The 15,577-nt window shown below is 37.1% G+C and carries 15 protein-coding genes; 10 read left to right on the forward strand and 5 right to left on the reverse strand.

Annotated features, from left to right (window positions below; genetic code table 11):
- The first annotated feature begins 407 nt into the window (after positions 1 to 407).
- From SCI76_RS27280 to SCI76_RS27290, 3 genes are all read left to right on the forward strand, one after another.
- Entirely contained in the window at positions 408 to 1,160 is a 753-nt protein-coding gene (locus tag SCI76_RS27280; RefSeq protein ID WP_407545316.1) for a ComEC/Rec2 family competence protein, read from the forward strand.
- 2 nt (positions 1,161 to 1,162) lie between these two features.
- The gene (locus SCI76_RS27285) at positions 1,163 to 1,384 is read left to right on the forward strand and encodes a DUF3006 domain-containing protein (protein ID WP_099331442.1); all 222 of its coding nucleotides are present in this window, start codon (positions 1,163 to 1,165) and stop codon (positions 1,382 to 1,384) included.
- A gap of 267 nt (positions 1,385 to 1,651) precedes the next feature.
- Positions 1,652 to 1,837, forward strand: a complete 186-nt coding sequence (locus SCI76_RS27290; RefSeq protein WP_048022023.1) for a hypothetical protein — start codon at positions 1,652 to 1,654, stop codon at positions 1,835 to 1,837.
- Positions 1,838 to 2,570: 733 nt separating this feature from the next.
- On the opposite strand, the gene SCI76_RS27295 is transcribed toward SCI76_RS27290, so the two are convergent.
- Positions 2,571 to 3,074 (reverse strand): DinB family protein, encoded by a 504-nt coding sequence (locus SCI76_RS27295; RefSeq protein ID WP_048022022.1) that lies wholly within the window; start codon positions 3,072 to 3,074, stop codon positions 2,571 to 2,573.
- Between the two features lie 282 nt (positions 3,075 to 3,356).
- On the opposite strand from SCI76_RS27295, the gene SCI76_RS27300 reads away from it, so the two are divergent.
- From SCI76_RS27300 to SCI76_RS27310, 3 genes are all read left to right on the forward strand, one after another.
- Entirely contained in the window at positions 3,357 to 3,827 is a 471-nt protein-coding gene (locus SCI76_RS27300) for a VOC family protein (RefSeq protein WP_099331443.1), read from the forward strand.
- Positions 3,828 to 4,018: 191 nt separating this feature from the next.
- The gene (locus SCI76_RS27305) at positions 4,019 to 4,492 is read left to right on the forward strand and encodes a hypothetical protein (RefSeq protein WP_048022018.1); all 474 of its coding nucleotides are present in this window, start codon (positions 4,019 to 4,021) and stop codon (positions 4,490 to 4,492) included.
- An 879-nt stretch (positions 4,493 to 5,371) separates the two neighbouring features.
- Positions 5,372 to 6,574, forward strand: coding sequence for a hypothetical protein (locus tag SCI76_RS27310; RefSeq protein WP_099331444.1), 1,203 nt, complete (start codon positions 5,372 to 5,374; stop codon positions 6,572 to 6,574).
- A gap of 381 nt (positions 6,575 to 6,955) precedes the next feature.
- Here SCI76_RS27310 and SCI76_RS27315 read toward each other — a convergent pair whose 3' ends face one another.
- Positions 6,956 to 7,237, reverse strand: coding sequence for a hypothetical protein (locus SCI76_RS27315; RefSeq protein WP_099331483.1), 282 nt, complete (start codon positions 7,235 to 7,237; stop codon positions 6,956 to 6,958).
- A gap of 199 nt (positions 7,238 to 7,436) precedes the next feature.
- On the opposite strand from SCI76_RS27315, the gene SCI76_RS27320 reads away from it, so the two are divergent.
- From SCI76_RS27320 to SCI76_RS27330, 3 genes are all read left to right on the forward strand, one after another.
- On the forward strand, positions 7,437 to 8,018 hold the full coding sequence (locus tag SCI76_RS27320) for a metalloregulator ArsR/SmtB family transcription factor (RefSeq protein WP_098113790.1): 582 nt from the start codon (positions 7,437 to 7,439) through the stop codon (positions 8,016 to 8,018).
- Positions 8,019 to 8,110: 92 nt separating this feature from the next.
- Positions 8,111 to 9,337 (forward strand): MFS transporter, encoded by a 1,227-nt coding sequence (locus tag SCI76_RS27325; protein ID WP_099331482.1) that lies wholly within the window; start codon positions 8,111 to 8,113, stop codon positions 9,335 to 9,337.
- Between the two features lie 375 nt (positions 9,338 to 9,712).
- The gene (locus tag SCI76_RS27330; protein WP_265589654.1) at positions 9,713 to 9,844 is read left to right on the forward strand and encodes a hypothetical protein; all 132 of its coding nucleotides are present in this window, start codon (positions 9,713 to 9,715) and stop codon (positions 9,842 to 9,844) included.
- A gap of 131 nt (positions 9,845 to 9,975) precedes the next feature.
- On the opposite strand, the gene SCI76_RS27335 is transcribed toward SCI76_RS27330, so the two are convergent.
- The 3 genes from SCI76_RS27335 to SCI76_RS27345 form a co-directional block, all read right to left on the reverse strand.
- Complete coding sequence (locus SCI76_RS27335; RefSeq protein ID WP_099331481.1) at positions 9,976 to 10,236, reverse strand: hypothetical protein; 261 nt, start codon at positions 10,234 to 10,236, stop codon at positions 9,976 to 9,978.
- 265 nt (positions 10,237 to 10,501) lie between these two features.
- Positions 10,502 to 10,690 carry a hypothetical protein gene (locus SCI76_RS27340; RefSeq protein WP_063247199.1) on the reverse strand — a complete coding sequence of 63 codons (189 nt, stop codon included), beginning with the start codon at positions 10,688 to 10,690 and terminating at the stop codon, positions 10,502 to 10,504.
- A 1,375-nt stretch (positions 10,691 to 12,065) separates the two neighbouring features.
- Positions 12,066 to 12,464, reverse strand: coding sequence for a BclA C-terminal domain-containing protein (locus tag SCI76_RS27345; RefSeq protein ID WP_239993432.1), 399 nt, complete (start codon positions 12,462 to 12,464; stop codon positions 12,066 to 12,068).
- A 349-nt stretch (positions 12,465 to 12,813) separates the two neighbouring features.
- Here SCI76_RS27345 and SCI76_RS27350 point away from each other — a divergent pair, with 349 nt between their 5' ends.
- Positions 12,814 to 15,573: a mucin 17-like protein gene (locus SCI76_RS27350; RefSeq protein ID WP_407545317.1), complete on the forward strand. Its 2,760-nt coding sequence runs from the start codon at positions 12,814 to 12,816 to the stop codon at positions 15,571 to 15,573.
- Positions 15,574 to 15,577: the final 4 nt, after the last annotated feature.

Consider the following 15,577-nt stretch of genomic DNA (forward strand, 5'->3'; position numbering starts at 1 on the left):
TATCTGAAAACACCTCTCTTTCAAGCTAATTGTCCATATTGGGAATTTAGAATTAACTATATGTAGTAGCTTGATCATAAGGTCCACTTCTCCTAAAATGTCAATATCACCTAATTCTTAAAATAGCACATTTCATTACTATTTACCTCCATTTTGTTACTTATCTTCACATATAACATGACTTTTTTCACCTTTATAAGTAAAAATATTCAAATTTATTTGTATTAACAAATGGTTTCATGTAGTAAAATTAATTTTGCTATAAATGAAGGATACAAATAAAAATACATTTATTAAAAGGGGATAAAACAATGAAGAGTCGTGTTATCAAGATTGTTTCTTCGCTCGCTATAGGAATAGGGATTGCTGCAGCTCCAGCTTCATCCTACGCAGCAACACCTAAGACTATGAAAGTACATTATATTGATGTCGGTCAGGGAGATAGCATTTATATTAAAGCTCCTAATGGTGAAGATATTGTTATTGACGGTGGAAACAAGGGAAAAGGAAATGAGGTTGTAAATTATTTAAAGAAACAAAAAGTTGATGATATAGAAGTATTAATTTCTACTCACCCTGATGCTGATCATATTGGTGGGTTAGATGAAGTTATTAATGCATTTAAAGTAGAAAATGTTTATGCACCGAAAGTAAGTAATAACACTCAAGCTTACAAAGACTTTTTGAATGCTGTTAAAAAGAAAAAATTAAAGATTCAAACAGCACAAGCAGGCGTAAAGTTACCTGTTAAAGATGTAAATGCTCAAATTGTAGGGCCTACCAAAACATATGCCAACAGTGATTTAAATGACTGGAGTGCTGTTGTACATATGACTTATAAGAAGAATACATTTTTATTTACAGGCGATGCTGAAACAAAAGCAGAAACAGACATGATTAAGGCAAAGAAGACACTACGTGCAGATGTGCTTAAAGTGGGGCACCATGGTGCCAAAACGTCTACGAGTAAGAATTTCTTAGATGCCGTAAAGCCTAAGTATGCGGTTATTAGCGTTGGTAAAAATAGCTATGGACACCCCACTTCTCAAGTTGTGAACCTGCTAAAGAACTCTAAAGCAAGTATTCTGCGAACAGACCAAAGTGGTACTATTATAATTACAGGTGATGGATTATCTTATTCTGTTAAAAAATCGAGGTAATTATGAAAAAGATAAAAGGTATTATTGATCGATTTGAAGAGGAATTTGCTGTTGTTGAAATTGAAGGAAAGACAAAAGATTTTCCTAAAGATATCTTTCCCAAGAATACACACGTTGGAGATGTCGTTTATATTACGGGAGATAAAGTTGAGATTGATGAAAGTGAAACGAAAAAGCTGGCAAAAGAAATTGAAGATTTAATGAATGAAGTTTGGGAAGATTAAACTCCCTTGCTAATTGTATACACAGTTATATAGATACCATGTGATTCAAAAAGCCGAGAGTTACCTTTTCGGCTTTTTTGTTATGGCGTGTTATCCTCTACAAATCTTTTGAAGGTGCTCTATTCACCGTAGTTGGAATTGCTATAAAGCTTATGTGATATAGATAATACCAACATATATGAATAATAAGAATGATTGGTTTCCCCTTGAATGAAATGGGGATTAGTAAAAGGAAAGTCTTAACAATCTTAAATAGGAGGGAAGAAGATGTTTAATGATTGGAAAGAAGAAATTCAAGCTCATTTAATCAAAGAAGGTTATAGCGTTGGAGAATTTTTAGGTGAATCTCGAAGGTGGTATTACTTTAGGGTCAATAGTATTTGGAACGGTGACCATATAGTTAAAGTCCAAAATGGATTTTTAGGTTATTTAAAAGAAAGGGTTAGTGGATAGGGAATAAATTGTTTAAACAACACGAGCATAAAGTATTTAAGGAAAAAGACAAACCGAGAGTAAAACATATTTTTCTACGTAGAACTAAAAAGTTAAGCTTTAAAATAAAAAAGAGACTCTATAAAGAACCTTTTTAAAAATTCTTTAGTGGTATCAAAATCCTGTTGAATTAAAGTTGTGCTTATATATTTATAGCTAGTTATTTGTTATTAACAGGTTAAAGAGATCACAGAAAACATTTGCCTATTAAAAGAAATGTCTTCTGTGATGAGCTCTATATAAGGATTTAATAAAACAATTTACCATAATATGTAATCAAACGCTAATTTGAATGTGTTGCTACGCATACAAAATAAAAGAGGAACCTCGGCAGTGGACGTGAGGTTCCTCAAAAATAGAGTTACGTTGAAATTTGTAAAAAATAGTATGACTTCTAATATATCATACTTGTATACAGAATCAACTATTTGAAAAGAAGGATGTATATTATAAAAAATAAAGCTAGTTAACTTTATTTTTTTTATCGAGCTTTTTTGATAAATAAAAACTCCTTTATAGACTTCACCCTCTAGAGAAGATTATATGTTAACCATAACAGACATATCCTCCGACAAGGACCTTTTTCCTTTAATTGGTTTTATATTAACTACAAAAGTCTACTTTTACGAATCTCACAAAGAGCACATACGTTATTTCAAAAACATTGCTCTTTGTGAGAAGGTTTCTTAATTTATTATTTGGAAGGTTCTTTTTCAGGTAACCCCAATATGTCCGTATTTTTAGGTGTATGCCCTAATAGGCGTAACATAACTACAATTTGTCCTTTATGATGTGATTCGTGAGTAATTGAATGGGTAAGCAATTGACGAGGTGTCTTTCTTACAAAACCACTGTTTGCTCTCCAAGCAAGTTCTTTTTCGATAGACTCATCAAATTTATCTGTGAATTGCTCCAATACTTTTTCTACATATCTATCAGCCTGTTGAAAATAATGCTGAATATCGTCTATTTTCATAGTATTAATTACTTCTTTTGTGAATAGTGGTGATGATGTTTCTGAAAGCACAAAAGAACCTAACCAAGCATGGTAGCAACCTGCCACATGAACTAGAGAATCTCTAATATTTTGAAAACCAAATGCAAACTCTTTCGTCAAGTCACCTTCACTCAATTCTCTACACTGCTCTAATAAAGTTTGTCGTGCTTGTTTTACCCATTCATATTCTAGCTTTTCCATAACAATCCCACCTCTCAGACATATAATGAAAATTATTTTTTACTATACACTATTCGAAATTGTTATTACACCAATTTTTTCATTAATTAGCTTAGTAAATAGTAAAGTCCTTCGTGTATTATTGGCAAATAGATCATTTTCTAAAAAGAATATAAAATACATACCAAATATGGCTTAGTAACAGGGTAAGAATGTTTTGTTTGAAAGGAATTTATAACTTTTTAATAGAATGATTATGAAAATGAACAGATAATAAAATATCACATATAAGGAGATAAAACTATGGAAAAAAACAACCTACTAAGAATGGACAATATCAGTATCGTTGTAGAATCCCTTGATGATGCAATCTCTTTTTTTGAGGAGATTGGCTTGAGTCTTGAAGGGCGAGCCACCGTCGAAGGTCAATGGGGTGGACGTGTAACAGGATTGGGTTCTCAGCACGTAGAGATTGCGATGCTGGTTACCCCGGATGGCCACAGCAGAATTGAACTTTCGCGATTTCTCAGCCCACCTACTATATCAGATCACCGGACTGCTCCTGTAAACGCTCTCGGCTATCTGCGCGTCATGTTTACTGTTGAAGACATTGACGAAATGGTGTCCAGACTCACTAGGTACGGCGCTCAGCTCGTTGGCGAAGTGGTTCAATACGAGGATTCGTATCGGCTCTGCTACATCCGTGGAGTAGAAGGAATCTTAATCGGTTTATCAGAGCAAATCGGTAACAAACAAGTAAGTGACGTTTTATAAGAGTCTTTACTGAAATGTATGTTTAAGCTACCTGAATTTTCAATAGATCGAGATTATTTTCAGGTTTTTTTCAAACCTTTCTCTTGCTTTTTCTCACCTCACCCAATTTTTCTTAATTATGGTATTTTTGTTTTAATATTCAAAAAAAAGGGTAGTTGTTCTAAGAATCAACTAAAATAGGAGGAGATCAAATGAGAAGAGCGAAACAAGCTGTTGTAGCTTCTGCCGTAGGTTTAGCTATGTTAGCGACGCCATTAACTCTACCGAATTTAGGAGGTTCTGCTGGCTCCGCAGAAGCTGCAGAAGTTGGAGGAGACGTAGCAATTGATCCAGTAGCAATTGGGCAAGCGATTGCAGATGCAGCTAAAACGGCTGATAATCGAAGTGGTTTTGTCAAAGGAGCAATGGAAAAGGCGTTTTTTGAATCGGGTCAACAATATAATGTAATGGTCATGAATTTGAGTCAAAGTTATAATTCAGATCAATTACAAGGTGTTCAGTATTTTGATACCGTAGATTATGATGGTATTACGTATGGAGTCTGGATATTTGAAGAAGGAACATTTATTAATGAAGGTGACGGAGGTTATGATAACTGGGCCTTCAGAGGCTGGTTTGAACGAACGGGAGATGACGAAAAAACGGTCAACTTTCATAGACCTTAATCTATATAAAAAGAATTCATTTTGAATAATTATTTTCGAAATGAATTCTTTTTTATATTCAAAATTCTCAAAGCGAAAAAGTGTAGCAGGGCTCTATATTGTATGATACAATATAGAGCCCTGTAAATAATTTGAACAATATACAAAACTTTAGAAGAGCCCTGAGTCTTGAATGATACAGGGTCTTTTCTAATTGCTAATTTTCTACCATTTGAACATCTTGCCATTCCACTGTCGCTTTCTTTACCCTGTCTAGTTTCATAATTTACCTAGTAAATCTTAAACATAGTTAGTTTACTCACATGTTTTTGGTGCGGGTAACATACGCACCTCTTGTTGATTTTATTCTTATTTGTCGTCATTAAGTATAAATGGTGAAAGGTTAATAATATATAAAATACTTTAGTATTTATTTAAAAGATAAAAGAACTTAAATAAGGTTATTTACTAAAAAAAGAATCAATCACAATATTTATTTTTAAAGTTAACTATTAAAAATAAAAGCTTAAAATTACGACGCTAAATAAGTAAACGTTTACTTCATGTTTTTTGGTGGTGTTATTCATAGTTTTAACTGCTATAAAAGGCGTAAAAGGGAACTAATAAATTAACTATTCTAATGAATTATTAATTTATTTTTCATAGATACTTAAGAGTATTCCCATACAATTATCTTAACTTTAAAAACATATTGGATATGAGGTGTTCTTTGAAAAAATTAATTTCAACAAAAACAAATAATAGTAAATGACTAATGGAGTAAATTGATATAGATTGCACTCGTTTTTTGAATTCTAAAATGCACGGCAATAATATAGAAAAATCAGTTTGTTCTTTTAAAAAAGTTGTGGGAAACCACTGCAAAGAAGGGGAATGTGTATGCAAGAGAACCAAAATAAATTGGGTATTGCACTTAACAAAGTGCCAGAAGTCACAATTTTCTTCTGGATAATCAAAGTTTTGTGCACAACTGTAGGTGAAACATTTGCTGATTTTCTAAATTTCAACCTTGGATTTGGGTTAACTGTCACTACTATAATTATGGGAATAGCATTTTTTATTTTATTATACCTTCAATTTAAAGCAACTAAATATGCCCCAGGGATTTATTGGACAACGGTGGTGCTTATAAGCGTATTTGGAACATTAGTAACTGATAATTTGACAGATGCAATGGGAGTACCTCTTGAAGTTAGTACAACTGTTTTTTCCGTTCTACTTGGCTTAACTTTTCTTTTCTGGTATCTTAGTGAAAAAACACTCTCTATACACTCAATTTATACAAGAAGAAGAGAAGTTTTCTATTGGCTTACTATTCTCTTTACATTTGCACTTGGAACAGCAGTAGGTGATTTATACTCTGAACAACTAGGCTTTGGCTACCTTAAAACGGGAGTAACAGTCATCATTATCATAGGCTGTATCTTTTTGGCATACAAATCAAAACTTAATGGGATTTTAGCATTTTGGATTGCCTATATTCTTACTCGTCCACTGGGAGCATCATTAGGAGATTACCTATCACAAACAAAAGTTAATGGTGGATTAGGTTTGGGAACAACTGTTACTAGTGTTATTTTTCTTATAGCTATTTTAGCAATAATTGTTTTTCTCGCCATTACAAAAATTGATATAACTTCAAAAAATGAAATGGTGGATACAAATCCAACACGTGCAAGTAAGAGAAATGTTTTGACACAAACCATTGTAGTGCTCTGTATTTTCTTAGTTCTAAGTATAGGTGGTTATATCTGGCGCAGTAATGATTTAGTATCACAATCCACTGCTTCACAAGCTTCATTATCTGGGCAATTAAAGGATTTTATTAAAATTGAAAATGATATGCTCAAGGATGTAAATTCAAAAAATTTTACTGCAACGAAAAAAGGAGCAGACGATTTAGAACATAAGTGGGACTCATCAGAAGCTAAACTTAGAAAAATAGACGGTTCTAAATGGACCAAGATCGATGGAACTATTGATGTTGTATTAGCAGCAGCTCGTTCATCCAACCCTGATGTCAATAAGTGCAAATCAGCACTTGATAATTCACTGACTGCACTAAACGCAGCTAATAAATAAAAAAGAGGTCGCAGACTGCAACCTCTTTTTTATTACAAATATGGGATTTTATTATCATATTTAAATGCGAAATCAGGTGTAAATTGGAAGTTTGCCTAAAATTGATACTTTTTATTTTCATAACATATGACTAAAATACGAATTCTACAGCAAAAGTCAGATAGTTAGTGCTTAGAGAGCCTAACTATTATGTATTTCTCATTCCTATTATAAACCTTTTTACTTTCTATAAAGAAAGATACTCGCAGACGAATTAAATAGAAAGGTAAGCTCCTAGTCCTAGTTAAAATATATAAATAAGCTCCTAGTTAACATAAAACGTATTATCGGTAATAAATTAAGAGTCTTTTTCTAATGAAGAATTTTAAAGGTTTTAATTTATCAAAAGGAAACTAAAGTTCTTAAAATGGAAATCGAAACCCATAATACAGCTAAAATTATGGGCAAGAAAGTAACAATAAGACCCCATTTTACAGTTTTTTTGATAAATAATAAGACTGATCCTAAAACCCATACGGGAATCACTAGTAACATTTTTGGATCGGTAAATCTGTCTCCAGAAAAGTTTTCGCCTAATCCTCCTTCAGCAAGGAACCAAGCGAATGGGAGAATAATAATACCTGTTATTAAAAGATGGACAACTCGATATATATTGAAAAACATACTAATCCCCTAACTGAATTACCTTTTTGTACCATTTTATCAATAATATAAATTTAAATCACTATATATATTTTATACCTTTAGTTAACGTAATCCATATTATAGGAAATTATCAATCTGGTACTTTTTGACACAGACCTCCAATTCGATTATTATCTAATTAGATAATAATCGAATTGGAGGAGGAAGGTATTAAATTATGCAATTAGATAAATTAGTCAATTACCATAAGGCAGTTGGAGACCCCACAAGAATTAGAATTATTTCCTTATTAAAAAAAGGCCCTCTTCATGGCCAAGCAATCGCTTATAAACTTGGGTTACAACCGCCAACCATTACTCACCATATTTCAAAATTGAGAGATGTAGGGTTAGTTTATCAAAGAAGACAAGGGAACATTATTTATTTTTACCTCGATAGTGAAAGGCTAGAATATAATTCAAAAGCTATCTTAAATATTGGGGAGGAGTCTATGGAGAACCAAGATAGTAAAATCAATAATCAAGATAAGTTATCTATTGTTAAAAATTTTATAAATAGCGACGGGACATTGAAACAAATTCCGAGTCAAAGAAAGAAAAAGAACGTTATATTAGCGTATTTAATACGTGATTTACATCAAGGAAAAACGTATAAAGAAAGGGATCTTAATGAATATATAAAAAACTATCATGAAGATTATGCGACTATTCGTAGAGAATTAATTATGCAACACTTCATGTATAGGCAAAATGGAGAATATGAATTAAATCCAAAAGAGATGTGGCCTGTTACCTTTTAAAATGAACGTTTCTTCGTTCATTTTTCAATCCAACTAATTCGATATCTATCTAATTAGATTACTGTTATTTTTAATAAGAATGAGGTGTAAATGTGATTCCAATAACTAAAGAGGCTAAAGTACAAACAGGTATTTGGAAAGGAAAGTTTATTTATCTATGGGTAGCAAGTATATTTTCAAGCCTTTCTATTTCAATGTATTTAACTATTGAGCAGTGGTATGTAGTCAATTACCTAAACTTGAAGAGCTCTTTAGGAATTATTTTAATGGCGACTACGATTCCTAGAGTATTATTAATGGTCATAGGAGGCGTTGTATCAGATAAATACAGACGATCTAGAGTTATATTCTTTTCATTACTAACTAGGTGTTTTATGCTACTTCTGATGGCTTTATTCTATACAAATAATTTATTATCTCTTTCTGCCTTACTTATATTTGCTTTATTATTTGGGGCATCAGATGCATTTTTTTGGTCAGCTAGAGATGCAATTGTTCCAGGGATTATTCATAAAGAACAACTAGTCAGAGCGAATTCAGTAATACAAACAACGAATCAGCTTTCTGTCATGTTTGGCCCTGTCTTAGGTGCTACTCTCCTTTCACTTTTCTCATATTCAACCATCTTTCTGATAATTGGCTTTACACTTTTGATAAGCATAATCTTGTTACAATTCATCAAAGAAAAGAAGACATTAAGGCCCAAGAAAACATCTATCTTAAGGGATTTAGCTGAAGGAATTAATTATGTTAAAGATTCCTCGTTTCTTCTGACAGTCATGGTGACATTTATTATTGTCAACTTATTCTTTATTGGACCTCTCATGTTAAGCATCCCTATCCTTGCAGAGGATCATTTTAAAGGAAATGCTTTTTACTTAAGTATTTTACAAAGTTCGTTTGCTAGTGGCATGTTGTTAGGAGCTATAATCATGGGCTGGTTGAACATAAAAAGGAATAGAGGAAAACTTGCAATTTCTTTCATATTCTTGGAAGGGTCATTACTTATGATATTTAGCCAAGGAATTAATCTCTGGCTTGCTGCTGCTATTTTGTTAGCTATTGGATGTTGTGTATCAAGTATTAATATTCCCATAGTTAGTTTAATACAGGAGAAAACACCCTCAACCATAGTAGGTCGAGTTATGAGTGTAAATACAATGGTTTCCATGGGACTTATTCCAGTTTCTTATGGATTAGTTTCCACTCTTCTTAGCATTAATGTCGATATTAAATTTATTCTCTTATGTGCTGGTATCGTGATTGTATTATTTAGTGTACTACTTCTTTTAAAGGCTTCAGATCTTAAAAATACATGAGGTATCTATAATAAAATCAGGCCTTATTTAGTCACTATAATCCACATTCTAGGCACCAAAAGAAGCATCTAGCTATTAGATGCTTCTTGCCTCTTATCAAATAGTTTTACTAGAATTCAATCTATACTAGTCATGACAACTTGAGCTCCAATATAGAGTAATATTAAGGCCATTATAATTCCAATGAGTATCTTCTTAAAACTGCTCATTTAATATCCATATCTCCTTCTTAGTACTTATAAACGTATAATCTAAATAATAACATTTATGGATAAATAAAGTCTTTTAATTAACATAATGTGCGTTATAGGAACTGTATATATAAAGAATTTTCGGTAAATTATGATAAAATATGTAATGAAAAGGAGGGAATGAATGATGGAACTAGCTTTTTCAATGACTAAGTTAGCTATGAGAGGAATCTTAAGTGTTATTTTCTATGTTCCAGATGCTTTTTCTTTTGCAGCAAAGAAAGTCTCCAGAAGTTCAAAGAAAGTACCATCTTAAACAAATAAAAAAGGGATTCTAACCTTTCTTTTATAAGAAGCTAGAGTCCCTATTCTCTCTAATTACACTTAACATAATCCATCTTCTAAGAACAAAAAAAGAGACAAATTAGTTTGCCTCTTTTTTGTTTTTTATGGGGTTATTGATTTTAACTCTTTTTTCAAACTTTTATAATGCCAATTGATATGGTCAAGTTCTAATTCTATTTCCATTAACTGATCTATTAGCGTTTCCTTGTCTAGAGAAGAATGACATAAGTGCTTGATTAATAACTTAAGTTTTTCACTACTTTCACAAATATCATTTAAATCAACTGCTAATTCAGCGTACTCTTTGTCAGGTGACAATAGAGAAAGTTTATTTATTAATTCACTGACAATCGGCTCATTCATTACATTCACCTCCCATTAATCCATCATTGAAATTAGGCATTTATAGTATTTTATCAAATAAATGCAAAAAGTTGATGTATATGATATACAAAGTTAGTTAACATAATGTCTCTTTCCGGTAGACATGGAAAAAAGGACTTCTTATGTATCAAGGGCTTTAAGCCTGTCGCCCAAACTGGAGTATGCAACTTTTTATGAAATCTTGATATTATAAGGTTTGTAATAAAGGTGAATGTTCTAAGAATGCATAAAAAAAGTAGCGTTTTCAATCACTTTTTTTATCTAATTTAATGTACATAAAGGCAAAAAATAAAAGCAATGTAATACTAATAGGAAAAATAATATAGGAGTCAGTCGCTTCACTTACGTTAGATTTTAATGTGTAGTTATAGATGACAAATGAAACTCCAACAATAGCTGTTAATATTTGATATGTTCTTTTTTGACTAAACATATAAAACAATCTCCTTTAACTTTAATAAGCTACTCTAAGAATATAGTAGATCTTACTTTAGACAAAATTTAATAAATTACTTATTCCTAAGAGTGCATGTGATGCGTTAATAGCACTTGGAATAAGCAGCCCAAGTGCAGATAAAAAAGAAATAAACCTCTTTATTGTTGAAATTCATTCCTTTTCATAGTAATTTACCATATATTACAATAAAAAGGTGGGGGAGTTGTGTTTATATTGTATTCGATTATGATAACCGTATTTTTTAGTCTCTTTGTAATAGTTCTTAGTGTTCTATTAGGTTACTTAATATACAAATTCTCCAAGAATAAAATAGCAGGTTCAGGTGTAACAGTACTAGTAGCAATTGCAATTCCCATATATTTAACTTATCCTCAGTTATTCATTGCTTCAGTAATCACTATTATATTTTGGTTTGCATATGTAGTAAAAGAGGTGAAAGTGTAAGCCATTTAACTACGGGGAAGAAGTAACTTGGAATGAAGTTTAGTTTAAAGTGTGTTTAAAGGTTCGTAAAATATACTTTTACGAACCTTGATTTTGAATAGAAGATCTATCATTCTTATTGTTCATTTAAGTTTAAAAACACATTACGAACGTATTCTAAAACACACATACGTTTATAAACGTTTTTATTAATATAAGTTAATATAAAAGGAAGAAAAAACAAAATGTATGTCAAATTGCTTTTTTGGTGTGGGAAAATTTGATATAAGCTCCACAACAGTAAACCAAATGTTAGAAAACTTATGTTAAAATTAGGATGATAACAATAATCTTGTTCAACTAACGGAACAGTAGAGTTGAGCAAACTCCTTTTTCTACAAAACAATATTCTCGATCCTTCGGAAATTAACAATGAAAGAAGTTTAGTATAGGAGATAAAAAGAAAAATTCTTCATCTCTCTAGATATAGGGTTTTTTTAACCTAGTTTTAAATAATAATTTGTATTCCTTCCCCTATATGATAGTAATAATCGGGAAAACTTTAGAGTTGGTTTGATGGGTTATGGGCAATGCACTTGTTTAATGTTAACATTCTCCCTTATTACAATTAGTTCCTAGGTATTTCTCACCTAGAAGATATTCTTCTTATTTAAGTTTTCACTATATTGATTTATAACCCTATAAATAATTTGAACAATATACGAAATTTTAGAAGAGCCCTGTATCTTAATTTATACAGGGTCTTTTCTAATTGCTTATTTCTATTAGAAGAAATGAGTACCTACTCACTCCAAAAATCCATCAACTAACTGCTTGCCATTAATTCTTTAGCTTCTTTAACTTAGAGTTATTACGGCTCAAGTTAAGAACTATTCATATTAATTCTTAAGCTAAGAATTGTTTCCTTTTATCCCGATAAACGAATAATTGTTAATGCAGCTCCAGAAGATCCTCCACCCGTCAAAACCACTGTAGCAATTAAACCAAATAATTGAAGGGTAATCGTATTGCCTGCAGCTAAAGAAACGATAACATCATTATTGTAGCTTGATATAGCAAGAGCTGGAGTTATTATGGATCCAGGGATTGGAGTTGTATCATTTAGGATGAGCCTAGATCCAGCAAGTACAGTAGCTGTAGGATTAATTTGATATGTGATGTAATAACGTCCAGTAGCTGGAACTGTAAATGTTGTATTAGTACCATTGACAGTAAAGCCATCGAGATCTTGATTACTAGGAAGTGGAATACTTGTCCCGCCTAATAAAACTGCAATGGTACTGCCGGTTGTGTTGCCTGCAAACATAGAATTAGTTGTAAAACTTATTCCCGTAGCTCCAGTGAGTCCTGTAGCTCCAGTAAGTCCTGTAGCTCCAGTAAGTCCCGTAGCTCCAGTGAGTCCTGTAGCTCCAGTAAGTCCTGTAGCTCCAGTAAGTCCCGTAGCTCCAGTAAGTCCTGTAGCTCCAGTGAGTCCTGTAGCTCCAGTGAGTCCTGTAGCTCCAGTAAGGCCCGTAGCTCCAGTAGGGCCTGTAGCTCCAGTGAGTCCCGTAGCCCCAGTACGCCCTGTGGCTCCAGTGGGTCCCGTAGCTCCAGACTCTCCTTCTTGTCCTGTAGCTCCAGTACGTCCTGTAGCCCCAGTAAGTCCTGTAGCTCCAGTGAATCCTGTAGCTCCAGTGAGCCCTGTAGCTCCAGTAAGTCCCGTAGCTCCAGTAAGTCCTGTAGCTCCAGTGAGCCCCGTAATTCCAGTGAGTCCCGTAGCTCCAGTAAGTCCTGTAGCTCCAGTAAGGCCCGTAGCTCCAGTGAGCCCTGTAGCCCCAGTGAATCCTGTAGCTCCAGTAAGTCCTGTAGCTCCAGTGAGCCCCGTAATTCCAGTGAGTCCCGTAGCTCCAGTAAGTCCTGTAGCTCCAGTAAGTCCCGTAGCTCCAGTGAGCCCTGTAGCCCCAGTGAATCCTGTAGCTCCAGTAAGTCCTGTAGCTCCAGTGAGCCCCGTAATTCCAGTGAGTCCCGTAGCTCCAGTAAGTCCTGTAGCTCCAGTAAGTCCCGTAGCTCCAGTAAGTCCTGTAGCTCCAGTGAGCCCCGTAATTCCAGTGAGTCCCGTAGCTCCAGTAAGTCCTGTAGCTCCAGTGAGCCCTGTAGCCCCAGTGAGCCCTGTAGCTCCAGTAAGGCCCGTAGCTCCAGTAGGGCCTGTAGCTCCAGTGAGCCCTGTAGCTCCAGTGACCCCAGCAATTCCAGCGTTCCCTGTAGGGCCTGTGGCCCCAGTGAGTCCAGGATCTCCCGTAGCTCCAGTGAGCCCCGTAACTCCAGTGTTCCCTGTAGCCCCAGTGAGCCCCGTAATTCCAGTGAGCCCTGTAGCCCCAGTGAATCCTGTAGCTCCAGTGAGCCCCGTAATTCCAGTGAGTCCCGTAGCTCCAGTAAGGCCCGTAGCTCCAGTAGGGCCTGTAGCTCCAGTAAGGCCCGTAGCTCCAGTGAGCCCTGTAGCTCCAGTGACCCCAGCAATTCCAGCGTTCCCTGTAGGGCCTGTGGCCCCAGTGAGTCCAGGATCTCCCGTAGCTCCAGTGAGCCCCGTAATTCCAGTGAGTCCCGTAGCTCCAGTAAGTCCTGTAGCTCCAGTAAGGCCCGTAGCTCCAGTGAGCCCTGTAGCCCCAGTGAATCCTGTAGCTCCAGTAAGTCCTGTAGCTCCAGTGAGCCCCGTAATTCCAGTGAGTCCCGTAGCTCCAGTAAGTCCTGTAGCTCCAGTAAGGCCCGTAGCTCCAGTAAGTCCTGTAGCTCCAGTGAGCCCCGTAATTCCAGTGAGTCCCGTAGCTCCAGTAAGTCCTGTAGCTCCAGTGAGCCCTGTAGCCCCAGTGAGCCCTGTAGCTCCAGTAAGGCCCGTAGCTCCAGTAGGGCCTGTAGCTCCAGTGAGCCCTGTAGCTCCAGTGACCCCAGCAATTCCAGCGTTCCCTGTAGGGCCTGTGGCCCCAGTGAGTCCAGGATCTCCCGTAGCTCCAGTGAGCCCCGTAACTCCAGTGTTCCCTGTAGCCCCAGTGAGCCCCGTAATTCCAGTGAGCCCTGTAGCCCCAGTGAATCCTGTAGCTCCAGTAAGTCCTGTAGCTCCAGTGAGCCCCGTAATTCCAGTGAGTCCCGTAGCTCCAGTAAGGCCTGTAGCTCCAGTAAGGCCCGTAGCTCCAGTGAGCCCTGTAGCTCCAGTGACCCCAGCAATTCCAGCGTTCCCTGTAGGGCCTGTGGCCCCAGTGAGTCCAGGATCTCCCGTAGCTCCAGTGAGCCCCGTAATTCCAGTGAGTCCCGTAGCTCCAGTAAGGCCCGTAGCTCCAGTAGGGCCTGTAGCTCCAGTGAGCCCTGTAGCTCCAGTGACCCCAGCAATTCCAGCGTTCCCTGTAGGGCCTGTGGCCCCAGTGAGTCCAGGATCTCCCGTAGCTCCAGTGAGCCCCGTAACTCCAGTGTTCCCTGTAGCCCCAGTGAGCCCCGTAATTCCAGTGTTCCCTGTAGCCCCAGTGAGCCCCGTAATTCCAGTGAGTCCCGTAGCTCCAGTAAGGCCTGTAGCTCCAGTAAGGCCCGTAGCTCCAGTGAGCCCTGTAGCTCCAGTGACCCCAGCAATTCCAGCGTTCCCTGTAGGGCCTGTGGCCCCAGTGAGTCCAGGATCTCCCGTAGCTCCAGTGAGCCCCGTAATTCCAGTGAGTCCCGTAGCTCCAGTAAGTCCTGTAGCTCCAGTAAGGCCCGTAGCTCCAGTGAGCCCTGTAGCCCCAGTGAATCCTGTAGCTCCAGTAAGTCCTGTAGCTCCAGTGAGCCCCGTAATTCCAGTGAGTCCCGTAGCTCCAGTGAGTCCCGTAGCTCCAGTAAGGCCCGTAGCTCCAGTAAGTCCCGTAACTCCAGTGAGTCCTGTAGCTCCAGTGAATCCTGTAGCTCCAGTGAGCCCTGTAGCTCCAGTGAGCCCTGTAGCCCCAGTGAGTCCTGTAGCTCCAGTAAGTCCCGTAGCTCCAGTAAGTCCTGTAGCTCCAGTGAGCCCCGTAATTCCAGTGAGTCCCGTAGCTCCAGTAAGGCCCGTAGCTCCAGTAGGGCCTGTAGCTCCAGTGAGCCCTGTAGCTCCAGTGACCCCAGCAATTCCAGCGTTCCCTGTAGGGCCTGTGGCCCCAGTGAGTCCAGGATCTCCCGTAGCTCCAGTGAGCCCCGTAACTCCAGTGTTCCCTGTAGCCCCAGTGAGCCCCGTAATTCCAGTGAGCCCTGCAGCCCCAGTGAATCCTGTAGCTCCAGTAAGTCCTGTAGCTCCAGTGAGCCCCGTAATTCCAGTGACTCCCGTAGCTCCAGTGAGCCCCGTAACTCCAGTGAGCCCCGTAACTCCAGTGAGTCCCGTAACTCCAGTGAGTCCTGTAGCCCCAGTAGGTCCCGTAGCTCCAGTAGGTCCTGCAGAAGGACAGTGAGTTA

Source organism: Priestia sp. HNGD-A6 (assembly GCF_045784335.1).
In the GTDB taxonomy this organism is placed as follows: Bacteria; Bacillota; Bacilli; order Bacillales; family Bacillaceae_H; genus Priestia; species Priestia zanthoxyli.